Origin of the sequence: Butyrivibrio sp. AD3002 (genome assembly GCF_000420905.1) — a bacterium.
GTDB lineage: Bacteria > Bacillota > Clostridia > Lachnospirales > Lachnospiraceae > Butyrivibrio.
In genome coordinates this window covers 35,587-50,192 of the sequence record NZ_ATVV01000027.1, presented here as the reverse complement: position 1 = coordinate 50,192, position 14,606 = coordinate 35,587, and the positions used below count along the sequence as shown (strand labels likewise).

The following is a 14,606-nucleotide window of genomic DNA, read 5'->3' as shown; positions in this document are numbered from 1 at the left end:
GTAGTTATTGAGATCTTTCCAGTCCCAATCCTGATGGTAATAGACAATCTTAGGGAGTTCATCGACTTTGAACTTTTGATATTTGGGAGAATGAGAATCATCGAAAGCCCACTGCTTTAGAGGTATATATCTGCAGATGAAATTAATCAGCCAGCAGTTTTGCTGATAGAGTTGTTGAATGATTTGAAGTAAATAAAGTATAATGTTCACGAGCATTGTCTCCGGGTTATTTTGTGAGTTTGGTCGCTGACATTATACCAAAAAGGGAGGTCAATGCTCTTTTTATTTTGAACTCCCGATAAATCAAGGTTTTAGAACTAAAAATGGGTAGTTAATTTGACACTACCTATAGGTGGAAAGGGGGTAAAATATGATTATATGCGGCAGAGTTGAAGGGAAAATAATAGTTGCTGATAACACAGTTATGTACAACGTACTGCAGGGGCAGGAAAAGCATCATGTCAGATCTGTCGGTGGCCAGGCAGTAAAGGATGCAATTTTCCTGCGAGAGGGACAGAGTATAGAGGTGCAGGGCAGCACTGAAGACAAGATGCTTTTGGCGCAAGAGTCAAAAATAGATATTCGTAGAATAAAGAGCGGGGAATAAAGCTATAAAAGAAATTATAGAAATAGGAATGATATTAAAAAAAGGGATCGGAAAAATGAAAAGAACATCAATGATTTTAAATATTCTAATTTCAGGATTGATATTGGCAGGTTGTGGTGCGGATAAGACGGTGGCGCAGCAAACAGCGGGAGAATCTGCGCCTACGGAATCGGTCAGGGAGGAAATAAATGAGAACGCTTCAGATGATGAATATAATGAAGAGCAGAATGAAGAGTTTTATGAAGAGCCGATTGAAGATACAAATGAAGAAGCTTCTGAGAAAGTGGTACCGGAAGATACCGCAACTATAATTGATGAGATATGGATAAAAAATTTTGACAAAGAGTTCTTGGAAAGTGATGACTATAATCCGCTATTTCCGGAGAGATGCTTCTATGTCAAAGGCGTCAGAGTTCATATACCTACTACAGTTCGTGGATTCGAAAAATTGTTTGGGGTCACTTTTACGTCGAATACTTATACCGGGTATGAAACAGTTTTCAAAGATGATAATGGCATGCAGCTGAAAGTTGAATTTGTTAGTGATGAGAGGGCAAAAATCTGCGGAGATGAGGATTTTGATGAAAAAATAAAAGATCTTCCAATCATAGGTGTTTATAACGACATTACTGAAGGGAGTAAGAAATGGGGATTGCTTGGAGCTAATGACGTGACTTTTGAGGATGTCCCTGATGAAAATGATGACCAACCAGAAAATGACTATGGATATACTAAATGGGGCGGAAAATATGATGAAGGATATCGCTTTTATCCTGATTGCTATCAGGCTTATTATCTATATTTAAACGGAAGGCTTCCGGAAGAGTTCATTGAGGCGGAAACAGAGTATATTTCTGACTATTCTGATATTAAGTATAGTGATATAACGTTGGATGCGCTTGATGAGATGTTCCTAATCGCTGATTGGGGAATATGGGGATATACATATGACAAAAAGGACGCGAAACTGCGGAGAATTTTAACTGATGACAAGCCGGAGAATTATGGATCTCATGAAGGAATACTAATTTATAAAAATGATCCTGAAAGTTTGAAGTCCAGTGAACCGTATAACCATACTGAATATTATGTTTATAATCGGTACGGAGCAAGATGGCTGCTTACAACATTGGAGCGATGGCAGGATGAAAATTATACAGTTCATCATGTTAAGGATGAAGTAGAAATAGATGAAGATGCATATATTGAGGCGAGAAGAATATATGGGGTTGTACCTGTTTTTGAGGAGCGTGTAATCAGCAGTATTGTGTATGGTTTTAGAATGAATAAGGGAATCTATAGAACAATAATGAACCATAAAGATGAAATAGGCCTTGAGTCCATTGGGTACGATCCGGACCTAAAGCCTGATGGAATGGGTACTCCTTTATTCAGTACTGATTCAGAAACTGATTTGGATGATGAGATTGATCCTGAGGGAGGCCCTGATGGCGATTACGAAACTCTTCAGAACGCAATGAATGCTGCAGGGTATAATGTCGATGTGTATAACAATGAGGGCTTTACAGTTGTTGTGGATGCTCCTGACGGATATGTTAATGTCAGGGAAGGCTGTGGCACAGAATATGCCATTGTTGATCAGATTCCCAATAATACAATATTACATATAGGCGAATGCTATGTTGATTCGAACGGGACCATATGGGGAGAGCTTGTAGAGTCTGAAATAATGGGATATATAGCATTATCTCAAGCAAAACAAATAGAATAGCCTGAATAATAATAATCATAACTATAAAGCATACTTTTTGCATTGGAGGCAGAATAGATGAAAACAAGTGAAGAACTACAGCAACTTGTTACCGGATTACAAAATGGCGACAGCGATTCCTTTACCGGAATTTACGAAGATAGCTATAAATATCTTCATACTTGTGTAATCCATATTGTGAAAAACGAAGATGTTTCTCAGGACATCCTTCAGGAAACCTATGCGGAGATATATAAAAGCATAGGCCAATTAAAGGGTCCGGAAGGCTTCCTTTCCTGGGCTGCAACAATAGCCAACAGAAAGGCTTTTGCTTATCTGAAGAAAAATAAAGATGTGTTAGTTTCGTCTGAAGATGCTGAGTCTGATAACGAGTTTTTTGATTCAATACCGGATGACGAAGCAATTATCCCGGAGAATATAGTCGATAATAAGGAAAAAATAGCAATTATTCGTGGAATAATAGATGACTTAACTGATGTACAGAGGGCCTGTGTTATCGGTTTTTACTATAATGGGCAGAAACAGGATGAGATTGCAGATGATCTTGGAATTCCTGTTAATACTGTAAAATCGCATCTAAACAGAGCTAAAGGCAAAATCAAAGAGGCAGTAGGCGACGTTGAAAAGAAACAGGGAATAAAGCTCTGCTCCTTTACTGCATTTATGCTTCTTCTATTTGGCACGGAGACGAAAGCGTATGCTGCAAGTGCAAGAACACCGGAGATGGGAGCAAATCTCAAGGGCCTTATGGCAAAGGGAACAGTTTCATCATCAGGAAAAGCGGCAAGCGCAGTTATATCTACAGCTACTAAAGGTGCAGGAACGGTAGTAAAAACCAAGCTTATAGCAGGAGTCGTGGCAGGAGTGATAGGAGCAGGCGCATTATTTGGTGGTGTTACATACTATAAAAATACCAAAGAACGCGCGATTATCACTAATGAAGAGGCAGATACTGTTTTGGCTGATGTAGAAGAGAATGTAGTAGAGAGTGACGAAGTATCCGAAGTTGAAACTACATCTCAAGATGAGATTACAACTCAAGATGAAACTATAGAACAAACAGAAACGAATGAAAATGAAGATGCTGCCACTTCAACTAGTACTGTAGATGTGAATGATGATGAAAATCAGAATTCAGCTGATGATTCAACTACTGGAACGGATGAAGCAGAAGAATCGGATAGTGAGAATCCGGATGAACAGAATTCCGAGTCAGACAATTCAGAACAAGAAAACAATGATTCAGGAGAAATCTATATAACAGGTAGTTTTGATCTTGATAGCGTAATTGATAAAAATATGAATGCTTCAAAGATAATTGAAGTGAAAGAAATTGTTGAGACGGGGACAAATATATATTCAGCTTCAGGAAAATGGTGCTACTTTTTCTACTTTAATAGTGATGGTTCGGAATTAGGATATCGTCCGGAAATGACACCAAATTCAGTAATAGGAAAACTTGGAACAGGAATGGATGAAGACGGAATTAGTGCATTTAGCGATGAAGCGAAAACAATAATATCAAATACAAAAAGATGGAGGATGAATTGTTATTCATCTACTGATGGAGAATGTGATGTATATGTGGATTTGTATGTTGCAGAGTGATATAACTCATTAGAGATGAATTACGAAAATGAAGGCGTAATTAGTATGGAAAAAATATTTTTTTATCTGCAACTTTTTGAATAGATACGTTCTCTATATAAATGTAAAGGTCAAAAGATCTAAACAGAAAGAGAGGACATAGAAAATGAAAAGAACATCAATAGTAGCAATAATAATAGTGATTGTGGCAATTGCCGTTATGGGGTGTGGTAATTCAAAAGATGAAACACCTTTGCGGGAATATGTTAAAGAGACTAAAGAGGAGCCATTATCTACCGATGTGACAGATAATAATGAGAATTATGATCATGTAATAGAAGTTGATGGAGTTGAGATAGGACTAAAGGATATTGAAGGGTATAAGCCTTATATCGTACATTTTTTATATTCCAAAGAAGGTATTACTGATGGAAATTGTACTGATGGCAACGCATATTTTCAGGATGCAGGTAAAAATATACTAAGTCTTGATGATGCGAAGCGGCAGGATATTATAGCAGACTATGAATTTCATAAAAGTGATGAAATGTTAGTTCTATACGTTAATGAGAATAAAAATGGCCTTAGCTTAATGCCTGCTCCAAGCCCGGGGGATTTGAGACTGGAGTTTGAAGGAGACATTGATACATATGCAGTTTTATGGAATAGTGCAGCTATGGAGAAAATCGGATTAGGGAATGAATATAAAATGGTTGACTTATCTCCAAGTTCAGATTTTGATAATGATAAAATTGTATGCGTAAAAAATGTTCCATACGAAGATTTTTTTTATGGAGCACTGGGTGATAATGTAGGCAAATATTATTTGTTTATAAAGAACGTATATTACGGAGAATATAGTTTAATTAAATAGTATTCATAAAAATATAAGCAGGTATAGGATTACATAGGGGGAGACTATTAGCTAATGCAGTGGGGAAATAACAGATGAAGACAAGTGAAGAACTACAGCAACTTATTGGCGAATTGCAAAATGGCAACAGAGATTCATTTAACGAAATATACGAAGATAGTTATAAATATCTTTACACTTGTGTAATCCATATTGTAAAAAATGAAGAAATAGCCAAAGATGTCCTTCAGGAAACATATACGGAGATATACAAAAGCATAGGACAGCTGAAAAATCCTAAGGATTTTCTTTCATGGGCGTCTACAATAGCGAATCGAAAGGCCTTTGCTCTATTGAAGAAAAAGAACAGGGATATTCTTGTACTTGAAGATGCAAATGAGTCTGATTGCGATTTCTTTGATGACTTGCCTGATGATGAGAATATCATACCGGAGAATATAATTGATAATCGTGAAAAGATCATGATGATTCGCGAAATGATTGATGGTCTAACGGATGTCCAAAGAGCTTGTCTTATTGGGTTCTACTATAACGGACAAAAACAGGATGAAATAGCAGAAGAGCTTGGAATTCCGGTAAATACTGTTAAGTCACATTTGAACAGAGCCAAAGCAAAAATAAAAGAAGCGGTTGGAGATGTAGAGAAGAAGCAAGGTATAAAACTGTATTCTTTTGCTCCATTTATGCTCTATTTTTTCAGAAAAGAGATGGAACTATTTGCTGCCGATATTACTGTTCCAGCAATGAGTGCGTCGCTTAGTAGTGCTATAGCATCTCATGCAGTTGGTGGCATAGGGAAAAAAGTTGCTGTATTCTCTGCAAAAACAAAGTTGATAGCTGGCGCAACGACTACTGCGGTAGTGGTTGGTGCGGTGGCTGGAACTATAGCTTATAATAATCGGGCTACAAATTATGTAGATGTAAGAATAGAGCCATCTGTACTTGTTCAGGATATTAAAGTCTATGATATGGACTTGGAAGATCTAAGCTATGAAAAGATATTAGGGCATATGGAAGATATTGAAGCTCAGTATAATGCTAAGGCAGAACCTGAATATTATATCGAATATGACGGCAGCAACTACCAATTGGAAAGCTATGACGGACCCGTATCAGGTGCAAATATTGCTCATAAAAAAAGTTGGATGGCGGAGAATATGCGCTTTTCAAAATGGGAATATAATGATGGCATTGATATGAAGGAACATAAATCAGATTTTTTGCAGGATTACTTCCTTACAGGAAGAAGTGAAGAGGAGTGGATCCCTTTGTATGAAAACTGTAAGTATGAAAAGAATATAGTGAATAATACAAGTGGCTTAACGTTTGATAGCTTGACAGTTGAAGATAATGAAGAACGATTTTTATGGACGAAGTATTCTGATGAAAAAGAGTATATTAATATACAGGATATCAGAGATGAAGATGAGTCTATAAAACTAAATCCCGGTTCGTATGTGCCTGTAGGTGAATACATAATGTGCGGCTACATTGGGAATAATATTGAAGAAGTAACTAATTCTCTTTACCCGGGTCTTTATGAGCTGACTCTAAGTAACGAGACTGTAGACTTTCAAAACGGGACAGTACAATATGTAGAATCTGAAACAAGAGATGAAAATTGGCACTATGGAGAGGTTACATATATTGATAAAACTTTGAGGAATATAATAATCAAATTTTCAGATAGCACTAAAGAAGATTTCCATACCATACAATTTGTTTCGGATAATGACGAAGGAACTATTACAAAGGTTTATCTGCATAAATCTTCATAAAGATTATGTGGCAGGCTCTATGATGAAAGTAAATATTTGCGGCTTTTTTCCATTTTGGTATCAAGTATACCAAAACGCCGGAAACCGCATTTTATTTACTTTTTCTCATGGTGCTCCAAAATTAAGCAATTCTTAAGGAGACAATCATACCGGCCTAATATATAATATTTTCCTAGGGGGAAAGCTATATTTGGGAGGAAGGTATGAAGAGAGTAAAAGTTTCAACGTGTATAGTCATGCTATGCGTTTTTTTCTGCGCGTTCTGCATGGCTTCTTTTAATGTAAGGGCTCAAGGGGAGTTCTGTTTCACTGAGGTTACCCAGAATTCGATTTCGTTCGACTGGACTGAGGCAGCAGAAAGCTTTCTGGAATCGTATAAAAAGAGTGGAAAATCAGGCTCCTATGATTCTTTTCAGATTCAGGTTTTTGAAGTGGCTGAGGATGGCAGAAGTATGTCCTTGATAAAACCATATTCAGTGCCTGGGACAACTTACAACAGCACTGTTGAAGAGCTTAAGCCGGCGACGACCTACAGAGTTGATATTAAATTTCAAATCGAGGGATACAGTAGTTCTCCGAGTATATGGAATGTAGTAAGTACCAGAAGCGACAACTCATATACGATGAAAATGATAGGACATTCGGATACTACACTTTATGTGGATTTTTCAGATGCAGTTAAGCAGATGGAAGAGAAGGTAAAGAAAGCAGGCGGCAGCAATCTGTCTGTTCTAAGTGTCACAGGTTCAATTGTTGAGCAGTCAGGAAGCGAGAGCGATGCGCTTTCTGCTGCAAGAAATAACACAACAAAAATCGGAAGAAATTTCACTGAGAAATATACTTCTAAGAAATACACAGGCTTGAGACCTGATACTGCATATGCTGTTTCTGTTATGCTGACGTATGATTACAAGAAGGCAGATGGAAATAAATCTTCTTATGTTGATGAATTTATAGAGGCAGGAAGCCTTAGAACCGCTCCTGAAGGCGGTTATTCGGATGATGTGGGAGATAACACCCCCGGATATTCCGAAAATAACAGAGAGGATTCGTCACATACAGGTAAGCTGGTCTATACAAGCGGGGCAGGTTCTTCGAGGAAAAATGCTGAGTGTTCTGCTACCTCAGATGAAAACAGCATTACTCTGGACTGGACCAAGAATAATGTCATACCTTCTGCTGACAGACATCTGATCGAAATAGGTTGTGTTGAAGAGTCTAACTATGATGCTCAGGAAGACTGGGCAAAATTCGGATCCGACCATAATGAGGGACCGTATATGCGTCAGGCACTGCAAAAAGCCTACCAGGGAGATATTAAGGTAGATAAAGGTGCAAAGAGCTACAAGATCACAGGCCTTAAACCAGGAACTCAGTACAATATAGTAATGAGATGCGGCTGGCAGACACAGGGTGGACGTTGTGATACATGCTATGTTACATACAAGATTAAGACAAAGGGTGATTCCGGAAAAGTGGCAGCAGTCAAGGATATTTCCGCGAACAAACAGCCCGGATATATGTATGATTGCTATGCGAAAAGAGAAAACGGCACAATAGTACTGGATTGGACAGAGGGCTCAAAGGCTTTTATCAGCCAATCAGTGTTTGAAAAGTATTTTGGAAAGATGCAGAGGTCAGGAATTATTACTGTCAAATATACAGAGGTTCCGCAGAGTGACAATTCAAAAGACATAGAACATGCTTATTCAAAACTCGAAAATAGCAATAGCGGAGTGTACTCTGAAAGTGCTGATCTTCCCTGCACGAAGATGAGAGTATTTGGAATCGACAATTCCAAGAAGTATGTTTTTGCAATTGGGTACAGATATCAATATTTTGAGGATGGCAAGCTTCAAAGCGGTATAGAATACTTTTATGCTGATGAGACCGGCACAAACTATTTAAAGAAAAAGGCAACTGATCAGATCGATGGTAATCAGGAAAACAGTGAAGCAGGTGCAGGCGGCAAGGTTACCGAAAATGGTATGAATAACGAAAATACAGCTGCAGAGACAACCGATAAGAAACAGCCCACAGTAGATACTACCGATTCCGGAAAAACTACTGACGTGGAAACCGAAAAATCTACTGATACTAAAGCTGATGAAGAGCCTGAATCAAAGATCAAAGCTTCCAAGGACACCTTCAAGGTATCGGCTCTTAAGAAAAAGAATCAGAAAGTTACTTTAAAAGTGGCACCTGAGCTTAAGGGCAAGATCACAGTTAAGAACGTATCCGCAAAGAAACTTAAGAAATATGCCGATTTCAAGGTTAAGGGCAGAAAAGTCACCGTCACAATGAAGAAGGGTGCTCCCAAGGGAGTATATAAATTTAAAGTTACAGTTGCGGCATACGGAAAAACAAAGAAGACAACAGAGACAATAAAGATTACAGTGAAATAAAAAATCTTCTTGCGAAAGAGTTCACATTATGCTAAAATAAACAAGCTGTTGTGATTATGCAGCGATGTAACTAACGTATAATATTTTAAAAATATTAAGAATCATTGATATAAAAGAGGTGAGAAAATGAGACAGGATATTCAGCCCGAATACTATCAGGCAACAGTTACTTGCAACTGCGGTAACACATTTACAGTTGGTTCAACAAAGAAGGAAATCCACGTAGAAATTTGCTCTAAGTGCCATCCTTTCTATACAGGAACACAGAAGGCAACCGCTGCTCGTGGACGTATCGATAAGTTCAACCGTAAGTATGGTATGACTGCTAACAACGATTGATCACTGGAAATGCAAAGAGGTTGAGGCTAAGGTCTCAACCTCTTTTTATCATATAGAAATTACGATGTAATTTCTATATGATAAAAAGCGCTCCGCACACAATCACTTATACTAGGAGACGACATGGGAAAGAAAAAAATAACTCATTACTCAGGAATTGGCGGACAGGCAGTACTCGAAGGAGTTATGATGCGCAATAAGGATATGTACGCAGTTGCGGTCCGCAAGGAAAACGGGGAGATTGCAGTAGAGGTTGATCATTACCTTGGAAAGGGTGACAGCCTTGGACTTACACATATTCCTTTTATAAGAGGAGTTTTTGCTTTCTGGGATTCACTTGTCCTTGGCATGAAATCCCTTAACTTTTCGGCATCACTGTTCGGACAGGAGGAGATTGCACAGGCAAAGGACCCGATTGCCGCAGAGAGCAGGGAGAAAGTGGCGACGACTATCACAACAGTTGTGGCATTTGTGATTGCCATCGGAATTTTCATGGTACTTCCGTATTATTTAAGTTCACTCTTTAATGATTATATCAGGAATAATTCCGTGGTAGTTCTTATTGAGGGCGGAATCAGAATCGCAATTTTCATCCTTTATGTTCTTCTCATCTCACTTATGAAGGACATAAGGCGACTTTTCAGATATCACGGTGCTGAACATAAGTGTATCAATTGCCTTGAAAGGGGTAAGCCGCTGACACTCGAAAATGTAAAGGAGAGCACAAGACTTCACAAGAGATGCGGAAGCAGCTTCCTTTTGTTCGTAATGTTTGTCAGCATTATATTGTTCTTCTTTATCAGAGTTCAGTCGATACCGCTGAGAATCCTTGTAAGAATCGCACTGATTCCCGTAATAGCAGGTATTTCCTATGAGATAATCAGACTCGCAGGGAGAAGCAACAATATTATCATGAAAATTATTTCCGCACCGGGACTCCTTCTTCAGATGCTCACTACTAAGGAGCCTGATGATGAGATGATCGAGGTTGGAATTAAATCGGTTGAAGCAGTTTTTGACTGGAGAGAGTTCCTTGAGGACTCCTTCGGATATAAGTTTGAGGACGACGAAGAAATCGCAGAGTAATAATTATGGACTACGCATCACTTTATAAAGAGGGAGAGGAAAAACTGAATAATGCAGGCGTTCCGGAGAGTGCACTGGATGCCAGACTCCTTCTCGAGTATGTGTGCGGAACCGACCATAATACCCTCCTTTCGCACGGTGATATGGAGGTCTCAGAGGAGAACATTTTAAGGTACAGGGACTTTTTATCTAAAAGAGAGCAGAGAATACCTGTGGCTTATATTGTCGGAAACGCAGAGTTCATGGGGATAGAATTTGATGTTACAGGAGACGTCCTTATTCCAAACCAGGACACAGAGACTCTTGCGGAGGAAGCTCTCAGATATCTGCATGACGGGATGAATGTGCTGGATTTATGCACGGGCTCAGGTTGTATCGCGCTTAGCCTTCTTAAGTACAGCAACGATACCAAAGCTGTTGGCACGGATATGTCCGATGCCGCACTTTTGATTGCGGAGAAAAATTCCGAAAAGCTGGGATTATCTGACAGATTCAAGGCAGTAAAGGCCGATATTTTCCCGGAGCAGGTGGAGAAATATGATCTTATAGTATCGAATCCGCCCTATATTCCGACAGATGTCATAGAGACTCTGGCACCGGAAGTAAAGACCTACGAACCCTATATGGCACTTGACGGAAGCGCTGACGGGCTTTTGTTTTACAAGAGGATTGTACCCGGAGCAAAGGAATATCTGTTCAAAAACGGATATCTTCTTCTGGAGATCGGCTACGATCAGGGAGAGGCAGTAAAGGAACTTATGGAGTCAAACGGATACAAAGACGTTCGGGTCATAAAGGATCTTGGCGGCAATGACAGAGTTGTAAGCGGATGCTTCTATTAGCTGCGCTATTTTTGTAACTAATAATAATCGCAGTTAATTAGGAGAGAAATATTATGTTTAGCAGATTAGAAGATATGGTCCGCAGATACGAGGACATTACCATGGAACTGGGCGAGCCCGATGTGGCATCAGACCAGAACAGATTCAGGGCGCTCATGAAGGAACAGAGCGACCTTCTTCCGATTTTAGAGGAATATAACAATTATAAAAAGTGTAAAGAGACGATTTCAGATAGTGAGGAGCTACTGTCCTCCGAGTCTGATGAGGATATGAAGGAGATGCTGAGACAGGAGCTTTCAGAGGCAAAGGACGAGCTTCCTGAGATAGAGCAGAGACTTAAACTCCTTATGATTCCCAAGGATCCTAACGATGATAAAAATGTTATCGTGGAGATCCGTGCCGGTGCGGGCGGTGACGAAGCGGCTCTTTTTGCAGCTGATATGTATAGGGTTTACACCAGATATGCTGACAGACATGGTTGGAGAATTGAGACCATGAGTGTCGAGGATACGGGAATCGGCGGAATGAAGTCGGTTAGCTTTATGCTTTCCGGAACTGGTGCCTATTCAAGACTTAAATTTGAGAGCGGAGTTCACCGTGTTCAGAGAATACCCGCAACTGAGTCGGGTGGAAGAATCCATACATCAACAATCACGGTTGCCATTATGCCCGAGGTTGAGGACGTAGAGGTTGAGATCGATATGAACGACTGTAAATTCGATGTTTTCCGAGCTTCCGGTAACGGCGGACAGTGTGTCAACACTACGGATTCGGCTGTAAGACTTACACATATTCCCACAGGAATCGTAATCTCCTGTCAGGATGAAAAGAGCCAGATAAAGAATAAGGCTAAGGCACTTAAGGTGCTTCGTGCAAAGCTCTATGAACTTGAGCAGCAGAAGGCTCACGACTCCGAAGCAGCTCTAAGAAAGAGCCAGGTCGGAACCGGTGACAGATCTGAGAAGATAAGAACTTACAATTTTCATCAGGGAAGAGTCACTGATCACCGCATAAACCTTACGCTTTACAAGATTGACTCCATAATGGACGGAGACCTTGAGGAGCTTATAGATGCACTTACGACCGCAAGTCAGGCTGAGAAGCTGGCGGGCATGGCGCAAAATTAAGCAAAATGATATAATAAATATCAGCTATCGACATTTGCGGTGCAATGGAATAGCACTGGCAAATTTTTCTATGAGGGTTAATTTCATGAATGAACAGATGAAACAGGAACTTATTGACTGGGGTGTTAACTGGCCTGATGTTCAGGACAGATTTATGGGGAATGAGGATCTTGTTGAGAAATTCATGCTTAAATTCCTTAATGATCCCAGTTTTGCTGCTATGACAAAGGGACTTCAGGCAAAAAACGCAGAGGAAGCCTTTAAAGGCTGTCATACACTTAAGGGTGTGACCGGAAACCTGGCACTTGATGCTATGAGACCTGATGTACTTGAGCTTACTGAGATATTAAGAGCAGGATCTTTGGAAGGTTCGGACGAATTATATCAGAAGATCAAAGCCTCCTATGATTCACTTACAGAAATACTTAAGAAATATGCCGGATAAACCATAATAAAAAACAAAACTCTTCCCATGTAATCCAAAGGGAAGAGTTTTTTGTTTGCTTTTTTATGGCTATTAGCAGGTTACGACGATTCCGCCGTCTCCTGCATAGGTTGTGGCAACACCTGCTCCATCGACGATCAGGACGTTCTTGAAAGCTACCTTTGAAAGAATCAGATTTTTAACTACGGCAGCTCTCTCGTAGCAGTTGATATGTGTGATCATGAGTGTCTTTTCCTCGGGATCCTTGGTCCTTTTTGCGACAAGATCAGCCATTTTGATAAGAGCTTTTTTCATACCAATGCCTTGCCCGCACTGGGCTATTGTGCCTTCTATCGCATAGCAGACGGGTTTGATATTGAGAGTTGAAGCCACAATTGCTTTCATACCTGTGAGGCGGCCATTTTTCCTGAGAGTATCAAGAGAATCCAGAACAAAATAGGTATCCATTCCATCTCTGTAGGCCTCAACCTTTTCGACCACTTCGTTAAAGGGAAGACCGGCCTCGGCGTATTCCATAATCTTAAAGGCTACATTGGTCTGACCGCAGCAGGCTGAGAGCGAATCAAAAACATGAATGTTTTTCTTTCCTATATCCTCATGATAAATATCTCTTGCAAGAAGAGCACTGTTATAGCTTCCGCTGAGCTTCGAGGACAATGTTACAACATAGATATCATCGGCATCGCACTCGTAAGCTTTCATATATCTGTCGGGTGAGGGACATGCTGATTTGGCGCAGGTCTCACATTCGGCAACGCGTCTTATATAATCAAGCTGGTCAAAATTCTCATCATCAAGAACTGTATAATCGCCTACCTGAAGAATAAGCGGAATTATCTCAAAACGCTTATCAACATGGTATTCTGCAGGCAAATCGGTACAGCTGTCTACAACAATCTTATAACTCATATTCTATCCTATCCTCCGATGGGGGTTATGCATCAAAATTGCACATGGTTTTTTATACGACATATTCTAGCATGAAAACCAATATGGGTAAATAAAAAAGGAATTACGCACTGTGGTTTCCGCATGGCTTTAATTTTTCCGTCGTAAAGTGGATAAATTCTCACTTTTTTGATAAAATATTAAGTAAATATGGACACAAAAAACACGAAAAAAAACAAACTTTATAAGAGCTTCGGGTATGCATTTGAGGGCATCGGCAATACCATTCTTCATGAGCGGAATATGCAGATACATTGCACAGTCACTATATTGGTAGTGATATTTGGATTTCTGCTTCATATATCGCTAGTAGAATGGCTTTTTTGTATAGTGCTCTTTGCAATTGTACTAAGTCTCGAGCTGGTGAACACAGCGCTGGAGGCAGTGGTGGATCTGGTCACCGAGGAGAGGAAGCCCCTTGCGAAGAAGGCCAAGGATGCAGCCGCAGGAGCAGTGTTAATGAGTGCCATAATGGCGGCCATTATAGGCGGAATTATTTTCTTCCCTAAATTGTGGATGCTAATTTTTTAAAATTTTATGAGGAGGTTTTAACCATGGAAAATCTTACAGACGGATTGAAAAAATTACTGCTTGCAGGTGTTGGAGCGGTTGCTCTTACGACCGAGAAAGCCGGAGAGCTTTTAAACGAGATGGTTGAAAAGGGTGAGATTACCGTTGAACAGGGCAAGGCTCTCAATCAGGAGTTGAAGCGCACGGTAAAGGACAGCACCAAGAAGGATGAGAAGAAGGATCTTTCCAAGGTTGTTGATGGTCTTTCGGCAGACGAGCTCGCTAAGTTAAAGGAGCTTATTGCGGCAGCAGAAAATAAAGAGTGA

The 14,606-nt window shown here is 39.9% G+C and carries 14 protein-coding genes and 1 pseudogene; 13 read left to right on the top strand and 2 right to left on the bottom strand.

The window, feature by feature from the left end; all coding sequences use genetic code 11:
* Nucleotides 1–210: pseudogene (locus tag G596_RS26000) on the bottom strand (transposase); the annotation flags it as partial.
* A gap of 160 nt (nucleotides 211–370) precedes the next feature.
* On the opposite strand from G596_RS26000, the gene G596_RS0116285 reads away from it, so the two are divergent.
* The 11 genes from G596_RS0116285 to G596_RS0116235 all read left to right on the top strand — a co-directional run bounded on the left by G596_RS0116285 (nucleotide 371) and on the right by G596_RS0116235 (nucleotide 12,822).
* Nucleotides 371–607 carry a hypothetical protein gene (locus G596_RS0116285; RefSeq protein ID WP_022762889.1) on the top strand — a complete coding sequence of 79 codons (237 nt, stop codon included), beginning with the start codon at nucleotides 371–373 and terminating at the stop codon, nucleotides 605–607.
* A 55-nt stretch (nucleotides 608–662) separates the two neighbouring features.
* On the top strand, nucleotides 663–2,339 hold the full coding sequence (locus G596_RS0116280; protein ID WP_155829330.1) for a hypothetical protein: 1,677 nt from the start codon (nucleotides 663–665) through the stop codon (nucleotides 2,337–2,339).
* 57 nt (nucleotides 2,340–2,396) lie between these two features.
* Complete coding sequence (locus G596_RS0116275) at nucleotides 2,397–3,947, top strand: RNA polymerase sigma factor (RefSeq protein ID WP_022762887.1); 1,551 nt, start codon at nucleotides 2,397–2,399, stop codon at nucleotides 3,945–3,947.
* A 145-nt stretch (nucleotides 3,948–4,092) separates the two neighbouring features.
* On the top strand, nucleotides 4,093–4,800 hold the full coding sequence (locus G596_RS0116270) for a hypothetical protein (protein WP_022762886.1): 708 nt from the start codon (nucleotides 4,093–4,095) through the stop codon (nucleotides 4,798–4,800).
* A 74-nt stretch (nucleotides 4,801–4,874) separates the two neighbouring features.
* Nucleotides 4,875–6,578, top strand: coding sequence for an RNA polymerase sigma factor (locus tag G596_RS0116265; protein WP_022762885.1), 1,704 nt, complete (start codon nucleotides 4,875–4,877; stop codon nucleotides 6,576–6,578).
* 203 nt (nucleotides 6,579–6,781) lie between these two features.
* Nucleotides 6,782–8,983, top strand: coding sequence for a fibronectin type III domain-containing protein (locus tag G596_RS0116260; protein WP_022762884.1), 2,202 nt, complete (start codon nucleotides 6,782–6,784; stop codon nucleotides 8,981–8,983).
* A gap of 126 nt (nucleotides 8,984–9,109) precedes the next feature.
* Nucleotides 9,110–9,322 carry a 50S ribosomal protein L31 gene (rpmE, locus tag G596_RS0116255; protein ID WP_022762883.1) on the top strand — a complete coding sequence of 71 codons (213 nt, stop codon included), beginning with the start codon at nucleotides 9,110–9,112 and terminating at the stop codon, nucleotides 9,320–9,322.
* Between the two features lie 123 nt (nucleotides 9,323–9,445).
* Nucleotides 9,446–10,408, top strand: a complete 963-nt coding sequence (locus G596_RS0116250) for a DUF1385 domain-containing protein (protein WP_022762882.1) — start codon at nucleotides 9,446–9,448, stop codon at nucleotides 10,406–10,408.
* 5 nt (nucleotides 10,409–10,413) lie between these two features.
* Nucleotides 10,414–11,250, top strand: a complete 837-nt coding sequence (prmC, locus tag G596_RS0116245; RefSeq protein ID WP_026671392.1) for a peptide chain release factor N(5)-glutamine methyltransferase — start codon at nucleotides 10,414–10,416, stop codon at nucleotides 11,248–11,250.
* Nucleotides 11,251–11,303: 53 nt separating this feature from the next.
* Nucleotides 11,304–12,377 (top strand): peptide chain release factor 1, encoded by a 1,074-nt coding sequence (gene prfA / locus G596_RS0116240; RefSeq protein WP_022762881.1) that lies wholly within the window; start codon nucleotides 11,304–11,306, stop codon nucleotides 12,375–12,377.
* A gap of 85 nt (nucleotides 12,378–12,462) precedes the next feature.
* Nucleotides 12,463–12,822: an Hpt domain-containing protein gene (locus tag G596_RS0116235; RefSeq protein WP_022762880.1), complete on the top strand. Its 360-nt coding sequence runs from the start codon at nucleotides 12,463–12,465 to the stop codon at nucleotides 12,820–12,822.
* Nucleotides 12,823–12,894: 72 nt separating this feature from the next.
* On the opposite strand, the gene G596_RS0116230 is transcribed toward G596_RS0116235, so the two are convergent.
* The gene (locus G596_RS0116230; RefSeq protein WP_022762879.1) at nucleotides 12,895–13,731 is read right to left on the bottom strand and encodes a DegV family protein; all 837 of its coding nucleotides are present in this window, start codon (nucleotides 13,729–13,731) and stop codon (nucleotides 12,895–12,897) included.
* Between the two features lie 189 nt (nucleotides 13,732–13,920).
* Here G596_RS0116230 and G596_RS0116225 point away from each other — a divergent pair, with 189 nt between their 5' ends.
* Nucleotides 13,921–14,301 (top strand): diacylglycerol kinase family protein, encoded by a 381-nt coding sequence (locus G596_RS0116225; protein ID WP_022762878.1) that lies wholly within the window; start codon nucleotides 13,921–13,923, stop codon nucleotides 14,299–14,301.
* A 23-nt stretch (nucleotides 14,302–14,324) separates the two neighbouring features.
* Complete coding sequence (locus G596_RS0116220; protein WP_026498057.1) at nucleotides 14,325–14,606, top strand: phasin family protein; 282 nt, start codon at nucleotides 14,325–14,327, stop codon at nucleotides 14,604–14,606.

Excerpts from the sequence above, each read along its gene's own strand:
- G596_RS0116285 (WP_022762889.1), top strand. The coding sequence starts at position 371 with ATGATTATATGCGGCAGAGTTGAAGGGAAAATAATAGTTGCTGATAAC.
- G596_RS0116280 (WP_155829330.1), top strand. The coding sequence starts at position 663 with ATGAAAAGAACATCAATGATTTTAAATATTCTAATTTCAGGATTGATA.
- G596_RS0116275 (WP_022762887.1), top strand. The coding sequence starts at position 2,397 with ATGAAAACAAGTGAAGAACTACAGCAACTTGTTACCGGATTACAAAAT.
- G596_RS0116270 (WP_022762886.1), top strand. The coding sequence starts at position 4,093 with ATGAAAAGAACATCAATAGTAGCAATAATAATAGTGATTGTGGCAATT.
- G596_RS0116265 (WP_022762885.1), top strand. The coding sequence starts at position 4,875 with ATGAAGACAAGTGAAGAACTACAGCAACTTATTGGCGAATTGCAAAAT.
- G596_RS0116260 (WP_022762884.1), top strand. The coding sequence starts at position 6,782 with ATGAAGAGAGTAAAAGTTTCAACGTGTATAGTCATGCTATGCGTTTTT.
- rpmE (WP_022762883.1), top strand. The coding sequence starts at position 9,110 with ATGAGACAGGATATTCAGCCCGAATACTATCAGGCAACAGTTACTTGC.
- G596_RS0116250 (WP_022762882.1), top strand. The coding sequence starts at position 9,446 with ATGGGAAAGAAAAAAATAACTCATTACTCAGGAATTGGCGGACAGGCA.
- prmC (WP_026671392.1), top strand. The coding sequence starts at position 10,414 with ATGGACTACGCATCACTTTATAAAGAGGGAGAGGAAAAACTGAATAAT.
- prfA (WP_022762881.1), top strand. The coding sequence starts at position 11,304 with ATGTTTAGCAGATTAGAAGATATGGTCCGCAGATACGAGGACATTACC.
- G596_RS0116235 (WP_022762880.1), top strand. The coding sequence starts at position 12,463 with ATGAATGAACAGATGAAACAGGAACTTATTGACTGGGGTGTTAACTGG.
- G596_RS0116230 (WP_022762879.1), bottom strand. The coding sequence starts at position 13,731 with ATGAGTTATAAGATTGTTGTAGACAGCTGTACCGATTTGCCTGCAGAA.
- G596_RS0116225 (WP_022762878.1), top strand. The coding sequence starts at position 13,921 with ATGGACACAAAAAACACGAAAAAAAACAAACTTTATAAGAGCTTCGGG.
- G596_RS0116220 (WP_026498057.1), top strand. The coding sequence starts at position 14,325 with ATGGAAAATCTTACAGACGGATTGAAAAAATTACTGCTTGCAGGTGTT.